Origin of the sequence: Nostoc sp. NMS9 (assembly GCF_017114995.1) — a bacterium.
Taxonomy (GTDB): domain Bacteria; phylum Cyanobacteriota; class Cyanobacteriia; order Cyanobacteriales; family Nostocaceae; genus Nostoc.
Genome location: NZ_JABXKL010000019.1, coordinates 100,320 through 118,600 on the forward strand (window position 1 = coordinate 100,320; position 18,281 = coordinate 118,600).

General features: G+C 43.8%; 13 protein-coding genes. 10 read left to right on the plus strand and 3 right to left on the minus strand.

The annotated features are described in order from the left end of the window. Window positions 1-226: 226 nt before the first annotated feature. Entirely contained in the window at window positions 227-4,921 is a 4,695-nt protein-coding gene (gltB, locus tag HWQ40_RS07300; RefSeq protein ID WP_292776090.1) for a glutamate synthase large subunit, read from the minus strand. Between the two features lie 793 nt (window positions 4,922-5,714). Between gltB and HWQ40_RS07305 the strand changes: the two genes are divergently transcribed. From HWQ40_RS07305 to HWQ40_RS07345, 9 genes are all read left to right on the plus strand, one after another. Further along, window positions 5,715-7,757, plus strand: coding sequence for a phosphodiester glycosidase family protein (locus tag HWQ40_RS07305; RefSeq protein ID WP_292776092.1), 2,043 nt, complete (start codon window positions 5,715-5,717; stop codon window positions 7,755-7,757). 280 nt (window positions 7,758-8,037) lie between these two features. Further along, the gene (locus HWQ40_RS07310) at window positions 8,038-8,457 is read left to right on the plus strand and encodes a cupin domain-containing protein (RefSeq protein ID WP_104907515.1); all 420 of its coding nucleotides are present in this window, start codon (window positions 8,038-8,040) and stop codon (window positions 8,455-8,457) included. Between the two features lie 250 nt (window positions 8,458-8,707). Next, the gene (locus HWQ40_RS07315) at window positions 8,708-9,031 is read left to right on the plus strand and encodes an iron-sulfur cluster assembly accessory protein (RefSeq protein WP_292776392.1); all 324 of its coding nucleotides are present in this window, start codon (window positions 8,708-8,710) and stop codon (window positions 9,029-9,031) included. A 139-nt stretch (window positions 9,032-9,170) separates the two neighbouring features. Beyond that, window positions 9,171-9,554 (plus strand): 30S ribosomal protein S12, encoded by a 384-nt coding sequence (gene rpsL, locus HWQ40_RS07320; protein ID WP_012410236.1) that lies wholly within the window; start codon window positions 9,171-9,173, stop codon window positions 9,552-9,554. A 577-nt stretch (window positions 9,555-10,131) separates the two neighbouring features. Next, window positions 10,132-10,602, plus strand: a complete 471-nt coding sequence (gene rpsG, locus HWQ40_RS07325; protein WP_069070112.1) for a 30S ribosomal protein S7 — start codon at window positions 10,132-10,134, stop codon at window positions 10,600-10,602. 137 nt (window positions 10,603-10,739) lie between these two features. Next, a complete protein-coding gene (gene fusA / locus HWQ40_RS07330; RefSeq protein WP_292776095.1) occupies window positions 10,740-12,818 on the plus strand; it encodes an elongation factor G in 2,079 nt (692 codons plus the stop codon). Window positions 12,819-12,841: 23 nt separating this feature from the next. Further along, on the plus strand, window positions 12,842-14,071 hold the full coding sequence (gene tuf / locus HWQ40_RS07335) for an elongation factor Tu (RefSeq protein ID WP_292776097.1): 1,230 nt from the start codon (window positions 12,842-12,844) through the stop codon (window positions 14,069-14,071). Window positions 14,072-14,254: 183 nt separating this feature from the next. After that, window positions 14,255-14,572, plus strand: coding sequence for a 30S ribosomal protein S10 (gene rpsJ, locus HWQ40_RS07340; protein WP_008232935.1), 318 nt, complete (start codon window positions 14,255-14,257; stop codon window positions 14,570-14,572). 205 nt (window positions 14,573-14,777) lie between these two features. Then, window positions 14,778-15,425, plus strand: coding sequence for an LON peptidase substrate-binding domain-containing protein (locus HWQ40_RS07345; RefSeq protein ID WP_094349488.1), 648 nt, complete (start codon window positions 14,778-14,780; stop codon window positions 15,423-15,425). A 110-nt stretch (window positions 15,426-15,535) separates the two neighbouring features. Here the strand turns inward: HWQ40_RS07345 and pheA are convergent, their stop codons facing one another. Next, window positions 15,536-16,411 carry a prephenate dehydratase gene (gene pheA / locus HWQ40_RS07350; RefSeq protein WP_292776099.1) on the minus strand — a complete coding sequence of 292 codons (876 nt, stop codon included), beginning with the start codon at window positions 16,409-16,411 and terminating at the stop codon, window positions 15,536-15,538. 465 nt (window positions 16,412-16,876) lie between these two features. On the opposite strand from pheA, the gene HWQ40_RS07355 reads away from it, so the two are divergent. After that, window positions 16,877-17,464 (plus strand): DUF1997 domain-containing protein, encoded by a 588-nt coding sequence (locus tag HWQ40_RS07355; RefSeq protein WP_292776101.1) that lies wholly within the window; start codon window positions 16,877-16,879, stop codon window positions 17,462-17,464. Between the two features lie 150 nt (window positions 17,465-17,614). Here the strand turns inward: HWQ40_RS07355 and HWQ40_RS07360 are convergent, their stop codons facing one another. Beyond that, entirely contained in the window at window positions 17,615-18,274 is a 660-nt protein-coding gene (locus tag HWQ40_RS07360; protein ID WP_292776104.1) for a ribonuclease HII, read from the minus strand. Window positions 18,275-18,281 lie beyond the last annotated feature (7 nt).

The following is an 18,281-nucleotide window of genomic DNA, read 5'->3' on the forward strand; positions in this document are numbered from 1 at the left end:
TGGTTAATAGGGTTGTTTTTGCATTTGGTTGGAGAGTGATAATTAAGGGCACTCTAGCAGCGAACCAAAAATTTTTTCCCCAAAGAACGATCGCTTAAATATTGATCCTGTATTGATATTATTACATGACTATTACGAAAGTTTTTTAGCGCTGAAAACCTTGTTTTATTAAAAGGCAGGCCAGAAGGCCCGCCTCACAAGATTGAATTTATTTGTTGGAAGTCTCTTAATGACTGCTTACTAAACTGAACTCAGTTGTTTTTTCAGGATTGGCTTCTGGACTATCAGCTTCAGAAGGCGGAACTAACTGCCAGAATTTCGGCAAAAATTCTTGCCAGTTTTGCAGAATTTTCTTGGCCTTTGGTGAACCAGTGCGTTCTGCATGAGTTTGGACTAATTCTTGCAGTTGCTTTGCACCTACTTCAGTAATCACCCGCTGAATTTTGACAATTTCTGGGTTGACTAACTCACGAAATGAGTCGTCTTCATCTAAGAAGTATGCCAGTCCACCAGTCATTCCAGCTGCTACGTTACGTCCTACTTTGCCGAGGACGACAATCACACCACCTGTCATGTATTCACAGCAGTGATCCCCAGCGCCTTCAATCACTGCGATGCCTTTGGAGTTTCTCACAGCAAAGCGCTCTCCTGCTAGTCCGTTGGCAAATAACATGCCACCAGTAGCACCATAGAGACAGGTATTGCCAACTATCACGTTTTGTGATGCGTTATAGGTAGCATCAGTTGGAGGTTTGATGATGATTTCACCACCATGCATCCCTTTACCTACATAGTCGTTTGCTTCTCCTTCTAGGCTCAGAATTATGCCGGGGAGGTTGAAAGCACCAAAGCTTTGCCCAACACTACCTGTGAAGTTGAGATTAATTTGTCCTTCAAAGCCACTGTCACCGTACTGGGAAGCGATCGCACCCGCTAATCTTGTGCCCACTGTTCTGTCAGTATTGATAATTGGGTAAGTCTTGGTGACAGTAGACTGATTTCTAATAGCAGCCTGAATGTCAGGATCAGCAAGGAACTTGTCATCCAAAACCACGCCATTGCTGTGAACTTCTTCATGCACCAACCAGCTACGATTGTCTTTGCTATTTGGTAGCTGAAGTAAACAGTCGAGATTCAGCGATCGGGTTTTGGTGAGTTTTGCCTCTGGGCGCAGTTTCAACAAATCTGCACGTCCAATAATTTCTGACAAAGAACGGTAGCCAAGTCGTGCTAACAAACTACGTACTTCTTCAGCGATGAAGTAGAAGAAGTTGACAACCTGTTCCGGCATTCCTGTAAACCGCTTACGGAGTTCTTCTTTCTGAGTAGCAACACCCACAGGGCAGGTATTCATGTGGCAAACTCGTGCCATGATACAGCCTTCAGCAATCATGGCAATTGAGCCGAAACCGAATTCTTCACCGCCCATCAATGCACCTATTACCACATCCCAGCCACTTTTCAGTCCCCCATCCACGCGTAAAATCACGCGATCGCGCAAGCCATTTTCCATCAAGACGCGATGCACTTCACTTAAACCGAGTTCCCACGGTGAGCCAGCGTGTTTAATGGAACTTAGTGGTGATGCACCTGTACCACCATCATGGCCAGAAATCTGGATGATATCAGCGTTTGCCTTGGCTACACCAGCGGCGATCGTACCAATGCCAACTTCTGCAACTAGCTTCACCGACACCTTTGCTTTCGGATTTATTTGGTGCAGATCAAAAATTAGTTGTGCTAGGTCTTCAATAGAATAAATATCGTGGTGCGGTGGTGGCGATATCAGCGTTACACCTGGTTTGGAGCGCCTTAACATCGCAATGTATTGGCTCACCTTGGGCCCTGGCAGTTGTCCACCTTCCCCAGGCTTGGCACCTTGGGCAATTTTGATTTCAATTTGTTTGGCGTTGACTAGGTACTCTGGGGTGACACCAAAGCGTCCCGATGCAACTTGCTTAATGGCACTATAAGCTCGATCGCCATTCTGCAATCCTTTTAAATGAGGTAGGGTTGGCGAGTGACCAAACTCGTCTACATCATCTAAAACTGTGTAACGCACTGGATCTTCGCCGCCTTCTCCAGAATTTGATTTACCACCAATGCGATTCATGGCGATCGCTAAAGTTTCGTGGGCTTCTCTTGACAAAGCGCCTAAAGACATGCCACCTGTGCAGAAGCGCTTGACTATTTCATATACCGATTCCACTTCTTCTAGAGGAACCGACGGGCGGTCGCCTTGAAAGTCCAGCAAGTCCCGCAAGGCTGTTACTGGTCTGCCTTGGAGGTGCTTTTTATAAACTTCGTAGTGGTCGTAGTTTTTGCCATCTAGAGCCTTATGCAGCGCCTTAACCATTTCGGGGCTATTCATGTGGTACTCGCCGCCAGGACGGTACTGCACAAAACCCAAGTTTTCTAACTTCTTGGTCGTTAGTTCTGGGAAAGCTTTGACATGGAAGGAAAGCACTTCATCAGCAAGTTCGGTAACACTCAAACCACCGATGCGGGAAGTCGTCCCACGGAATCCCAGGTCAATTAAATCTCCACCAATGCCAATAGCTTCAAAAATTTGGGCTGCTTGATAGCTTGAAAGCAGAGAAATTCCCATTTTGGAGAGAATTTTAAGCAAACCTGACTCTACTGCTTTGCGATAGTTTCCTAAAGCTTGTTCTAGGGTGAGGGTGGGAATTTTTTGCACACCCATTAGCTTTTGAGTTTTGGGATCGGACCACCAATCACGCACCGTATCTAAAGCCATGTACGGGCAAACTGCACCAGCACCATAGCCAATCAGACAAGCAAAGTGATGGGTACTCCAGCATTGAGCAGTATTCACAATCAGGGATGTTTTCATTCGCAACCCCTCACGAATCAGATGGTGATGCACCGCACCCACTGCTAATAAGGAAGGAATGTAGGTATATTCTGTGTTGATACTGTCATTGACCCGATCCCGATCGCTTAATATTAAAATCTTTGCACCTGCCCGGACTGATTCAGCTGCTTGTGCTTGTAAAGATTGCACTGCGGCTTTCAGTCCTTCTGGACCGCTGGCGATCGCAAATAGGGTTGACAACTCAGCCGTGGCAAATCCTGACAGCTTAATGGTCTCTAACTCACTATCCGTTAACACTGGCGACTCAAGTTTCAATCTCCGAGCATATTCTGGCTTAGGTTCTAATAAGTTACCCCGTTCACCCAGTTCAACTTTTAGAGACATCACTAGCTTTTCCCGCAGGGGATCGATCGCTGGGTTCGTCACCTGAGCAAAGCGCTGTTTGAAATAGTCATAAAGCAGGTGGGGCTTTTGTGACAGCACAGCTAAGGGAATATCATCACCCATGCAGAAAGTCGGCTCCGAACCTGCGATCGCCATTGGATGAATCACCATTTCTACATCTTCTGTGGTGTAGCCAAAGGCAGTTTGACGCTGAAGTAAGGTTTGCTTGTCAATAGTCAATTGTCCTTGGTCATTTATCAATTGTCCTTTGCCATTGCCATTTGCTAATGACGGATGACTAATGACCAATGACTTTAATTCTTGACGGTGCTGTTGCAGCCATTCTCCATAAGGGTGCTGCTTGGCAATGCGCTGCTTAATATTCCAATTCTTCAGCACTTCATGATTTTCTAAATCCACGGCAATCATTTGCCCTGGCCCAAGTCTACCTTTCTCGACAATATCGGCTTCTGGGAAATCCACCACACCAGCTTCCGAAGCTACAACAATGTAATCATCTTTGGTGATCGCGTAGCGAGCTGGTCTTAAACCATTACGATCTAAAGTTGCACCAACTTTTTTGCCATCGCTGAATACTAAAAGTGCTGGCCCGTCCCAAGCTTCTTGCAAACCACTGTAATATTCGTAGAAATCAACAATTTCTGGAGATTCACGTAAAGAAGGCTGATTTTGGTAAGCCTCTGGAACCATAATCATTAAAGCTTCCAAGGGGCTGCGTCCAGAGCAAACCAGCAATTCCACTACATTGTCTAGGGTAGCTGAATCGCTGTTATCAATATGAACTAATGGCTTGAGTTCCTGGATGCGATCGCCCCATACAGGATGATTTAGGCTTGCTTCTCGTGCCATCATCCAGTTGATGTTACCCAATAAGGTATTGATTTCACCGTTGTGACCCAAAAGCCGCATCGGTTGGGCTAGGGACCACTTGGGCATTGTATTGGTACTAAAGCGGCGATGATAAACAGCAAAGGCGCTTTTGTAAGCTGGATTTTTTAAATCGTTATAAAAGCTACCCAAGACAGCGGAACGCACCATGCCTTTGTAGACAATTGTGCGACTTGACAACGAACAGATATAAAATTCTTCTGAGATGTCAGTTGCAGCTTTACTAATTCGGCGGCGGGTAATGTACAACTGCCGTTCTAATTCATCACCGCTTTTGTCAACAGAAGCTAACAAAACTTGTTCAATCTGGGGCTGATTTTCTCTTGCTTGTATCCCCAGCAAATCAGATTGCACTGGCACTACTCGCCAACCCAATACAATTAATTTCTCTTCAGCAGCTACTTGCTCAACAGTTACCCTAGCTTTTTGTGCAGCTTGCTGGTCTTGTGGGAGAAATATCATCCCCACAGCTATACGATCGGTAGATGGAAATTCCTTTCCCCTTTGGGCAAAGTCTTGTTGGAACAACTCCCAAGGGATAGCTGTCAATACTCCAGCACCATCACCAGAGTCGCGATCGGCGCTACAACCTCCCCGGTGTTCTAAACAGGTTAAAGCAGCTAAGGCTTTTTCGACAATTTCGTGGCTGGTATGATTCTGACGATGAGCAATAAAACCTACACCACAGGCATCTCGTTCCTCTACTAACCACTTTTGCCCCTGATAGGTATCTCTTGAGTTGATGATATCCGCTGTGATTTTCTGGTTTTGATTCATCGGTTTATTATTCATACCCTGTTCCTGAAGTATTGAGTTACCAATTTTGCCACTACATTGTGGGAAAAAATTTTTAAATTCAGCGATGGAAAATATATAAGCACTGAAAATTTAGGAAAAAAAATTTTAACTTCGGTTTTACTTTATCAGTTACCCCGTGTTAAAATGATTGCGTGTTTTTTATGTGTTTATGCGGTGTTAGACAAGTTACCTCCGCCAAGACATTATTTTGCCCTGACAGTTTCTTTTTTATATTTTGAAGTTAAGTATTTTCTCAATGCCTTTTTTCCAGATGCACACTAGCTACTCATAGAGCCTATTTTTTTGGCTCACCTGAAACAAACAAAACTAAAACTAAACGCTGTACTATGTTCTAAAGCCAAAGTCATCCCGATCCAGCAATAAAATCAGCGTATTACAATATATACCCATTTGACAATTCCCAAATATTTTTGTTGTTGTCTAGAATTTTGCCGCTTACCAGTTGCCACATGTATTACTATTAACTAGACATTACTGAAGTAATAACAGTAGCAACGTTCAGTTAGGATTAGATATCTTAATCCAGTTTTGATAACCAAAACTACCGTATATAGTGTGGTTAAAATTAGTGGGAGTTAAAAAACTTGATTGCAGTGGCTTTAGCGTCTAAATAAATTAATGTGTGTCTAAAAGATATAAATAGCCAATATATAGATTACCATATTTATTCAAAAATCAAGTCATGTTTTCTTTATATTTCCAAATAATTGGTTAGTTTAAACCTTGGGTGATAGTTTTCAAAAGTACCTAGTAAATTATGGTAAAAATGCCGAATTGTTGCCAATCAGAGATTAGCTATGGCTCTGCAAACGCCAAGGGCGAACGCAGATTTTTCCGGGCTACTGTGTCACCAATACTTTTAACAGTACTGTGCTTAACTACTACCTGTGCTACCAACGCCCAGGAGTCCCCAAAAACAACCAAATTTATACCCAGGTTAATCTCACAGTCACCTGCACCTCCTTTAACAGGTGTAGCATCCTCTGGGAATCAAATTTCCCTCAATGGTCGTACTTTACCAGGAACTTGGTTACAGCGACCTGGAAAATCTGGACAGGTGACAACCAATATTAGTGATGGGGCATTTAGGCAATTAATTGGAGTAAATTTCTTAAACAGTAGTAATTCAGCGAAGCAACCAATACAGTGGTTTTCGTCGGTGACAAAGCCACTGGTGTTAGCCACCAGGCTACTAGGAGCATATCGCTATCTGGATATCACTAATTTTGCTCAAACATCTGGCTGGCAAATTCAAGCTAATGGCAACACTTTGGTGATTGCTACCCCAAAAACACAAATCACAAATATTGTTCAGAGTCAGGAACCTCCAGAAGCGAGTACCCCTTTGCAACAGTCTCGGATTCTTGTCGATTTAGATCGTCCCACTCCCTGGCAAGTTGCACAAGGGTCAGCGATCGCCAAACCGCAAATTTTATCTTCTGATCCAGACACACCAACCCCAAAGTCCACTGTACCGCCAAATAGAGAGTGGACAATTACCCTGGATGGAATAGCCGACCCTGTTTTGATAGAACGCTATACTCCCCAGCCACCAGCACCACCAACATTACTGCCAAATCTGCTCAAACAATTATTACCAACTACACCAACAGAACCAATACCATTACCTCCTGAACCACTGATTCAAAAAGTGGAGGTGGTGAAAAACCAAACGATTATTAGTCTGAGCGTTCCTTTTGGTCTATCGCCTCAAGTTACTACTGTCGCTAACCCCAATCGCCTGATTATCGATATTCGACCCGATCCTCTAGAAGAACGAGATATTACTTGGGCCCCAGGATTGCGCTGGCGACAGCATTATGTCAACTTAGGCCCAGAACGTTTTCCGATGGTCTGGTTAGAAGTTAATCCCCGCAAATTTGGGCTAACCTTGAAACCTATGTGGGCTAGTACTGACGGGCTAGCTGGTACTGCTCCCTTAATTCAAACAGCACAACGTTACTTAGCAGTAGCTGGAATTAATGGTGGTTATTTTAACCGTAACAACCGATTGCCATTGGGTGCGATTCGTCGGGATAATCAGTGGTTATCAGGCCCGATTCTTAATCGGGGTGCGATCGCTTGGAATGATTCAGGCCAATTTTACTTCGGTCGTCTTACGTTGGAAGAAACTTTAATTACGGCAAATGACCAGCGCCTACCAATTCTGTTTTTCAACAGTGGCTACGTCCAGAGCGGCATTGCTCGTTATACCACAGCTTGGGGATCAACTTACACGCCCCTGACGGATAACGAAATTATCTTAGTGGTAGAAAAAGATCAAATTACTAATCAGTTACCAGGCGGCAAAGTTGGTACGACAGCGGTTCCCATTCCCCAGGATGGCTACCTGCTAACTTTACGTGCTAACGCTACTAGTGCTGCCTCCCAGCTACCTATTGGAAGCGCAGTAAGTATTTCCAGCACCACTACTCCAGCTGATTTTAGTCGTTATCCCCACATTATCGGTGCTGGACCGCTATTAGTCCAAAATCGTCAAATTGTCCTTGATGCCAAAGGCGAAAAATTCAGTAATGCCTTTATTGCCGAAAAGGCTATTCGTAGCGGTATTTGCACAACGACAACAGGCACACTGATAATTACTGCCACACATAATCGTGTCGGCGGTTATGGGCCTAATTTGGCAGAACATGCCCAATTGATGCAACTAATGGGCTGTGTGGATGCTTTAAATTTGGATGGTGGTAGTTCTACCAGCCTTTATTTAGGAGGTCAACTACTCGATCGATCGCCCAGTACCGCTGCTCGTGTTCATAATGGAATTGGTATTTTCCTGCAACCACGATAATGAGAGAGTCACAAGTAGAAAAGCCTATTCATCACCAATGTACAATGCCCCATGCCCCATCTTTTTTTAAAGTTTAGAACAAGCTGTCATTTTGCTTGATGAAGACTTGGTGTAGACATCAGAATTTTAGTAGTGATGGTTTACACCATAAGGTTTGATTTTGCTATGTTTATCAAAGTGCGACAAAATTGCTGATTTTTAAGGTTGCAAGATAGCGCCAGGTTTTTTTATCAATAATTAAGAGTACCAACGGTTTGTTATGTCTTCAAATGAGGTAACTATGGCTCGATATCAAGAAACTACACAGACTGAAACTCTACACCTCCCTCCAAACATAACTTCCAGGGGCGTTGCTGCAACTGAATTACGTCCTTGGGGTGCTTTTACAGTTTTAGAAGAAGGGCGCGGATACAAAATTAAGCGCATCGAAGTTAAGCCTGGACACCGCCTCAGTCTACAAATGCACCATCACCGCAGTGAACATTGGATTGTCGTCTCTGGTACAGCTAGAGTAGTTTGTGGTGAGAAAGAAGTACTACTGAGCAATAATGAGTCAACCTATGTACCTCAATGTACATCTCATCGTTTAGAGAATCCTGGCGTGATCCCCTTGGTATTGATTGAAGTTCAAAATGGCGAATACTTGGGAGAAGATGATATTATCCGCTACCAAGATGACTATGCCCGTACCAAAGATTAAAACCAAAAGAACGCTATTAAAGCTCTAATGCCAAAGCTGAATAGATTTTTGTGTAAACCGTCTTTGTAAACGAACTATTGCACCCCAGAAGTCCCTACCTTGTTAAGGTGGGGACTGAAGCATGTTAGTGTTATAAATGTAGTAATAGCGATCGCGCTCATGCCTTTGGTGATTTGGAATTTTGCAAAAGCAAGGGTCAACCTATCTGTAAAATGGAAGATGGGGTATTCAATTGCAAAAAACGAGTTCCATGATTCATCTGAGTCAAGCAGCCGTAAGTGAGATTGGGCGAATAAAGTCCAAGCAACCAAATGTCTTGTTTCGATTGGCAGTAAAACCAGGTGGTTGTTCAGGGTTCTTTTATGATATGTCCTTCGATGAAGCAATAAAAGTAGACGACCAGGTTTTTGACTTGGATGAGATTCAAGTGGTCATAGATGCCGCAAGCTTAAATTACCTCAACGGTTTGAGAGTTGATTATTCAGAAGACTTAATGGGTGGTGGTTTTCGCTTCCACAATCCCCAGGCGATCGCTACCTGTGGCTGTGGCAATTCCTTCTCCTTGAGTCCTTAGTAATTGTATATTAGTCAAAAAACAGATGTTCAATCACTAAGGCTAAGGAAAAATAACAATTGACATAAAGCCGTAAAAAAAGATATAATCAGGATTTGTTAAAACTTAGACCAGTAAGCAGCTTTACGCGCTGTAACTCATGCCAACAATACAGCAGCTAATACGAAATGAGCGCGAACAAGCGCGTCAGAAAACCAAGTCCCCTGCTCTGAAACAATGTCCCCAACGTCGGGGAGTTTGTACCAGAGTATACACGACCACACCAAAAAAGCCTAACTCGGCCCTACGCAAAGTAGCAAGAGTCAGACTTACCTCTGGATTTGAAGTCACAGCTTACATTCCAGGCATTGGTCACAACTTACAAGAACACTCAGTTGTGATGATTCGCGGCGGTCGGGTTAAGGATCTACCAGGCGTGAGATACCACATTATCCGTGGCACCCTAGATACAGCCGGAGTCAAAGACCGCAAGCAAGGCCGTTCCAAGTATGGAACCAAGCGTCCCAAAGAAGCGAAAAAATAGGATTAGACGATTAATCGCATCCCACACGATTAATCGTCTAATTCAAAGCGCTAAAGGGCACAAAAAGGATCGCCGTCTGTGTTTTAACAGTAGTTATGAAGGCTGCTAAAGTCTGTTTCAAAAAATCAAGCAAGCTACATCTACACTAAGCGAGCAAGTGTAGAAGTTCTGAGGATAACGCTGTAACCGACAGCGAATTCTCATCTGAACATTAAAGTTTATAATCTTGTCGCCTTGAGTATTTAGTTGCAAGTAGCAAGTCAAACAATTTTAGATTTTAGATTTGCGATAGCGTAGCGTTAGCGAGTTATCGAGCGTCTTTTGGATTGGTCGAACCCACAAGGGAATTAGGCTTACAGACTTTTGATTTGTTCAGATCGCAAGGATCTGAACATATACCGAAAACTTTTAATCCAAAATCAAAAATCAAAAATCAAAAATTGGCAGTCAATAAGTCAGCCTTGCTGCAACGGTCGAAAAAAAATTGAGGAAGTCTGAGGGTTGGGTTCTACCACTTTTAGTTTCCGGTGTCTGATAGCATATAATTTCGTTGCCAATTCCGAATTAAAGGTAAAGTATGTCTCGTCGTGGTGTTATTCAAAGGCGCCCAGTTCCGTCTGACTCCGTATATAACAGTCGCCTTGTGAGCATGATTATCAGACGGATCATGCGTCATGGCAAAAAATCACTTGCCGCACGCATTGTTTATGATGCATTAAAAACTATTGAAGAACGCACTGGTGCTGGTGCCTTAGAAACCTTTGAAAGAGCAGTGCGAAATGCCACGCCTTTAGTAGAAGTAAAGGCTCGGCGAGTTGGTGGAGCAACCTACCAAGTACCAATGGAAGTGCGTACAGAACGGGGCACTACTTTAGCACTGCGTTGGTTAGTGCAATATTCCCGGTCAAGACCAGGCCGGACAATGGCCAGCAAATTGGCAAATGAGTTAATGGATGCTGCTAACGAAACTGGCAATGCTATTCGCAAACGCGAAGAAACGCACCGGATGGCGGAAGCTAACAAAGCATTCGCACACTATCGTTACTAAGTAAAAAAGCGATATATCGCCTTGCCGAAGCGGTATATCGTGGATTTACAAAAAAAGACGGTTTTCCGTAAAAGTATAGAATCTTAACAAAGAGTAATATACAAGATATCATGAGGCAAAAACTATAGGAGGTAGCTGTGGCACGCACGATCCCGCTAGATAAAGTACGCAACATTGGTATTGCGGCGCATATAGATGCGGGCAAAACTACAACAACAGAGAGAATATTATTTTACTCTGGGATAATTCATAAAATTGGCGAAGTTCATGAAGGAACTGCCGTCACAGACTGGATGGAGCAGGAGCGGGAGCGGGGAATTACCATTACTGCTGCTGCTATCAGTACCAGTTGGAAAGATCATCAAATTAACATTATCGATACTCCGGGTCACGTAGACTTCACAATTGAAGTTGAGCGTTCCATGCGCGTGTTGGATGGTGTAATCGCAGTATTTTGTTCTGTGGGCGGCGTGCAACCGCAGTCTGAGACAGTGTGGCGGCAAGCAGAGCGCTACAAAGTTCCTCGGATCGCCTTTATTAACAAGATGGATCGCACCGGAGCGAACTTTTATAAGGTTCACGAGCAAATCCGCGATCGCCTGCGGGCGAATGCGATCGCCATTCAACTACCAATTGGTAGTGAAAACGACTTCCAAGGTATCGTTGACCTAGTAGGACAACGTGCGTATATTTATGCAAATGATCAAGGAACCGATATCCAGGAAACTGATATCCCAGAAGCATTGCAAGCGCAGGTAGACGAATTCCGCACCAAGCTAATAGAAGCCGCGGCAGAAACTGATGATGCTCTGATGACTAAGTACTTCGAGGGCGAAGAACTTACAGAACAGGAAGTTCGGACTGCCCTACGTAAAGGCACAATTGCGGGGACGATTGTACCAGTACTTTGTGGTTCGGCATTCAAAAACAAAGGCGTACAGTTGATGCTGGATGCCGTTGTCGATTACTTGCCAGCGCCAAGTGAAGTACCGCCAATTCAAGGCTTACTGCCCAATGGCGATACTGTTGAGCGACGGGCTGATGACAACGAACCCCTAGCAGCTCTGGCATTCAAGATTATGGCTGACCCTTATGGTCGCCTAACATTTGTTCGTGTTTATTCTGGTGTCCTGAAAAAGGGCAGCTACGTTCTCAACGCTAGTAAGAATAAAAAAGAACGGATTTCCCGGTTAGTTCTGATGAAGGCAGATGACCGGCAAGATGTCGATGAACTGCGAGCAGGTGATTTAGGAGCAGCTCTAGGATTGAAAGACACCTTGACAGGTGACACCCTCTGTGATGATGGATCGCCGGTAATTCTGGAATCTCTATTCATTCCTGAGCCTGTGATCTCGGTGGCGGTCGAACCCAAAACTAAGAACGACATGGACAAGCTGTCCAAGGCTCTGCAATCTCTCTCAGAAGAAGACCCCACCTTCCGTGTCCGCGTTGATCCCGAAACAAACCAAACCGTAATCGCGGGAATGGGAGAGCTACATCTAGAAATTCTAGTAGACCGGATGTTACGAGAATTCAAGGTGGAAGCGAATGTAGGTGCGCCGCAAGTAGCTTACCGAGAAACAATTCGGAAAGCTGTGAACAAAGTTGAGGGCAAATTCATTCGCCAAAGTGGTGGTAAAGGTCAATACGGTCACGTTGTGATCAATTTGGAGCCTGGAGAACCCGGTACTGGCTTTGAATTCGTCTCCAAAATTGCTGGCGGTACAGTACCTAAAGAGTACGTTGGCCCCGCAGAACAAGGAATGAAAGAAAGCTGCGAATCCGGTGTTCTAGCTGGATATCCGTTGATTGACGTCAAAGCGACGCTAATTGATGGGTCATACCACGATGTAGACTCTTCAGAAATGGCTTTCAAAATCGCTGGCTCAATGGCGATGAAAGAGGCTGTGCTGAAAGCTTCACCTGTCATCTTAGAGCCTATGATGAAAGTTGAGGTTGAAGTTCCTGAAGACTATATGGGTAACGTCATTGGCGACCTCAACACCCGCCGAGGGCAGATTGAAAGTCAAAGCACCGAAAAGGGACTCGCTAAGGTAACATCCAAAGTTCCACTGGCGAGTATGTTTGGCTACGCCACTGATATCCGGTCAAAAACGCAAGGTCGGGGTACCTTCACGATGGAGTTCAGCCACTACGAAGAGGTGCCTCGCAGCGTAGCTGAAACTATCATTGCAAAAAGCAAAGGGAACGCTTAGTTAAAATAAGGAAATGAGCATTCATGGCACGCGCAAAGTTTGAAAGAAATAAACCCCACATCAATATCGGTACTATTGGCCACGTTGACCACGGCAAAACCACGTTAACGGCAGCCATTACCCTGACCTTGGCAGCTCTTGGTCAAGCTACAGCTAAAGGCTACGATCAAATCGATAACGCGCCAGAAGAAAAAGCAAGGGGTATTACCATCAATACCGCTCACGTTGAGTATGAAACCGAAAGTCGGCACTATGCTCATGTAGACTGTCCTGGACACGCTGACTATGTGAAGAACATGATCACCGGCGCTGCCCAAATGGATGGAGGTATCCTCGTAGTAGCTGCTACTGATGGCCCTATGCCCCAAACCCGCGAACACATTCTGTTGGCAAAACAGGTGGGCGTTCCCAGTCTGGTTGTATTCTTGAACAAAGAAGACTTGATGGATGACCCAGAACTCTTGGAACTAGTAGAGCTAGAACTGAGAGAACTGTTAAGCAGCTATGACTTCCCTGGCGATGATATCCCCATTATCAAAGGCTCTGGTCTGCAAGCTCTCGAAGCAATGACCAAGAATCCTAAGACCAAAAAAGGTGAAAATCCTTGGGTAGATAAAATCTACGATTTGATGGACGCTGTGGATTCTTTTATCCCCACTCCTGAGCGGGATGTTGATAAGCCCTTCCTGATGGCTGTAGAAGACGTATTCTCAATCACAGGTCGTGGTACTGTTGCCACCGGTCGGATTGAACGGGGTGTTGTCAAAGTTGGCGATAACGTTGAACTAGTGGGTATCAGAGATACTCGTGCCACTACCGTAACTGGTATTGAAATGTTCAAGAAGAGTCTGGAACAAGGTATGGCTGGAGATAACGCTGGCGTACTACTCCGGGGTATTCAGAAGGCTGATATTGAACGGGGTATGGTAATTGCCAAACCAGGTTCAATTAAACCTCACCTGGAATTTGAAGGTGAAGTATACGTCCTAACTGAAAAAGAAGGTGGTCGTAAGACTCCATTTTTCGCTGGCTACCGTCCCCAGTTCTACGTGCGGACAACTGATGTAACTGGTACCATCAAAGCCTACACCTCCGATGAAGGCAAAGAAGTAGAAATGGTGATGCCAGGCGATCGCATCAAGATGACAGTAGAATTGATCAACGCGATCGCGATTGAACAAGGAATGCGCTTCGCTATTCGCGAAGGTGGTCGCACCATCGGTGCTGGTGTCGTCTCCAAAATTATCAAGTAGCACCTTTTTGCTCATAACAAAGGAGCAGAGATGGTATTTATTTTGCCTCTCTGCTCCTTTCTCTTCCCTCTATAAATAAGGTAATAGGTTACAGGGGACAGGTAATAGTTTTCTGTAACCGATAACTTGTAACCTTTAACCTGTAAATATTCCCCTAACTACGCAGAACCTGGAAAATTAAAGATGGCAACTCTACAGCAGCAGAAGATTAGAATTCGCTTACAAGCCTTTGACAGGCGCTTATTAGATACATCTTGCGAGAAGATTGTAGACACGGCTAACCGCACCAACGCTACAGCTATAGGCCCAATTCCTTTACCAACAAAACGCCGGATCTATTGTGTGCTGCGATCGCCCCACGTAGATAAAGATTCACGGGAGCACTTTGAAACCCGTACTCATCGCCGGATTATTGACATTTACCAGCCCTCTTCTAAGACTATTGATGCCCTGATGAAATTGGATCTACCATCGGGTGTAGATATTGAAGTCAAACTTTAATTTAGTCATTAGTCATTGGTCATTTGTCATTAGCAAAGCACGAAGGACAAAAGACAAATGACATTAGTATGAATATTTACACAGCCCTGAAGAAATATATCTCAGGGCTTTTATTTAGCTAGGAAACAAATGATAGAATGTAGATAAAGTACGGGAAAAGCAGAGAAAAAGAAATTTTAAAGATTAAGTTTATACCAAAGCAACAATGACATCATCTTCTAAAATTGCAGTTCGCGAACTACCTCTGTTCCCGTTACCCGAAGTAGTTCTGTTTCCTACCAGGCCATTACCTCTGCACATCTTTGAATTTCGCTACCGAATCATGATGAACACGATTTTGGAGAGTGATCGCAGGTTCGGTGTTTTGATGTTTGATCCAGTCAAAGGTACAATTGCAAACACTGGTTGCTGTGCCGAAATCATTCATCACCAACGGCTACCAGACGATCGGATCAAGATGATGACTTTAGGGCAGCAAAGATTTCGTGTATTAGAGTATGTTCGTGAAAAGCCATATCGCGTTGGCTTAGTTGAGTGGATTGAAGACCAACCACCCACTAAAGATTTGCGACCTTTATCAACTGAAGTAGAACAACTACTGCGAGATGTTGTGCGTCTGTCAGCCAAATTAACCGAACAAAATATCGAACTGCCAGAAGATTTGCCCGATCTACCAACAGAGTTATCTTATTGGGTAGCCAGTAACCTTTATGGTGTCGCCGCAGAGCAGCAATTATTGTTAGAAATGCAAGATACTGTAACTCGTCTAGAGCGAGAAGCAGAAATTTTAACTTCTACTCGGAATCACTTGGCAGCTCGTGCTGTTCTCAAAGATACATTTAGTGAAAAGTGAGGAGTTAGGAAGAAAAAACAAAAAAAAGATCGACAACTTATAATTTATATTTCCTAGCTGATAACTGGTAAATCCTAAATGATAACTCTTAACAGATAACTCCTAACTTCTTAAGTAACGGCGGTGATCGGTAAAACATTGTAAGCGCCAAGAATTTTTAAAATCTCTGTGTGGATAGTTAATTCTGCTAAAGCAGATTGCATTTGTGCTTCCTTGGCATCTGCTTCTAAATCCATGAAAAACAAGTATTCGCCTAGCGATCGCTTCGTCGGACGAGATTCAATCCGGCTGAGGTTAATTCCTAGTTGAGCAAATATTTGCAAAGGTTTGACCAATGCTCCGGGTGTGTTGGCAGGCATACTAAAAGCCAGTGATGTGTGACTAGCAGGTGCTTTTGTTGCCTGGTATCCAGCGTCCACTTCACCCTGACTTACTACCCAAAAACGAGTAAAGTTTTCTGGATAGTCGTTGATGTTACTGGCAAGTATCGGCAATTTGTAGAGTTGAGCGGCTCTACTAGAAGCGATCGCTGCCGTTGTCGTCTCTTGCTCCAATTGCTGTAGTGCTTCGGTTGTGGAATTGCTAGGAATAATCTGTACAGTCGGCAGAAACCGCTCTAACCATCCCTGACATTGTGCCAAAGCTTGCGGGTGAGAGTAAACAGTTTTAATCCTATCCAAGCTAGGCGCACAAGAAATTAACATATGGGCAATGGGTAATACCAAACCCAACTGAATTCGCAAACTGTCCAATTGCCAAAGTGTATCCAGTGTTGTAGTAACACTCCCTTCAATAGAATTTTCCACTGGCACAACAGCCAACTGCGCTTGACCATTCGCAACAGCGTGCAGTGATTGGGAAATACTGGGATAGGGGCATAATCTAGCTTCAATTCCCGTACTTTTGCCCAACCAGTTGGCATAAAAAATAGTTGCTTGTTCTGCATAAGTGCCGGGAGGCCCTAAATGTGCGATCGATAAAGTCATGCTTTTAGCCTTGAGTTGCGAGTTTAATGCGTGAACAGAGATTATGATATTTTGGTTTGGCAAATATATTCAACATCTACTCTTACTAAACACTGTTATCTCTAAAATTTACGCACTAAACGAATAGACCGAAATATGTATCCAGAAAAACAAGTTATGGAAATCAGTCTTCTAGCAGATAGATTTCCTAGCAGTTTTTTGGCTAAATCCCTCTAAAGATTTAAGAGCAATGATATTGGTTTCTACCCAAATAAACAAGCATATTCTTGATTTTGTGTCAAGAGCTAAATCCTAATCTATATTTCTTGAACTAAAGATAGAATGAGCGTACCAACTTTTTGCTAATGATATATAGCTGAGAAGCAACAATCGTTTTTATAGTCAATAAATTTTGTACTTTTCTAATAATCAGAACTAAGTTGTTAAAAAATATTAAAATTAAGAAACAGATATTTTTATTAGCTCATGGCTACCCGGTTTACTGCCTCCCAATCGGTTGAAATCGCTGTTCCAGAGCAGCCCATTCCCATTCAGCACTACTTGCGTCAGCCTCAACGTCTGGTTAAGGCTTTGGTTGAGAATAGCCGGATTCAGCAACTTTCAGAGGAAGTATTTCGCTTGAAAATGCGTCCGCTGACTTTTATGTCATTGAGTATTCAACCTACTGTAGACATGAGAGTCTGGGCAGAATCAAATGGAATAATTTATTTGCGATCACTAAACTGTGAAATTTTAGGTTTCGAGTATATTAACCAGCGCTTTACTCTCAATTTAAAAGGGTATTTGTCTCCCAAAGAGTTTAGCACTGGCACTCGCCTCCAAGGAAAAGCTGATTTAGAAGTGCTCGTGGATTTCCCACCGCCATTTTCCTTTACTCCTAAGCCGATTTTAGAAGCTACGGGGAATGGTTTGCTTAAAAGTGTACTGTTGTCGGTCAAGCAACGGTTATTGAATCAACTTTTGACGGATTATCGCTACTGGGTGATATCACAAACCAAAGATACAAAACTTGATAGTGATAGTACTGATTTACCAATCCTGAATGCTGAGTAATTTTTTAACAAACAGAATTCAGGAGTCAGGAGCCAGAATACCCTTTCAGGGAAGCAAGCTACAGAATTGAATTCTGTAATTAGTGGCACGACTGAATCCCCAACTAATTCATTCTGAATTCTGAATTCTGAATTTTGTATTCTTCTTCAATCACTCAGCACTCAGTCCTTTGATTTGGCAAGGACGAAAAGACTGACGATGTAGGGGCGAGGACCCATATTGTTGCAAAGCCAGCAAATGCCGTTGGCTACCATAACCCTTGTTACATTCCAGGTTGTACATAGGGTATTTTAATGCTAGACGCATTACCAGATCGTCACGCCAAACCTTAGCGACAATACTAGCAGAAGCAATAGCAAGCGATCGCTCGTCCCCTTTAACTATTGTTTGTTGCGGCAGTGGTAAATCTTTGATGGACTGATTGCCGTCAATCAAGCAGAGTGCAGGCTGTACCTTTAACTTCAGCACAGCCCGCTTCATTGCTAACAACGTCGCTTGCAAAATATTTATCTTGTCAATTTCGGCAGTAGAAGCAAACCCAATTTTCCAGTCTATAGCCAGCGCACAAATTTGCTGCGCTAGCTGAGTTCTTCGAGAACTAGACAACTTTTTACTGTCTTTGATTTTAGCTGCTATCAGTATTGGCAAAGCGCGATCTGGTAAGATCACTGCTGCCGCCACCACAGGGCCAAATAGAGCACCTCGCCCTACTTCATCAACACCTGCAACCAATCCTGGAATCTCTGACAAGAAGGTAGAAAACTCCAGCCAAGTGGATTGTTCCAAAGGCGTTGGCGATGTTTCTACCATAAAGCAA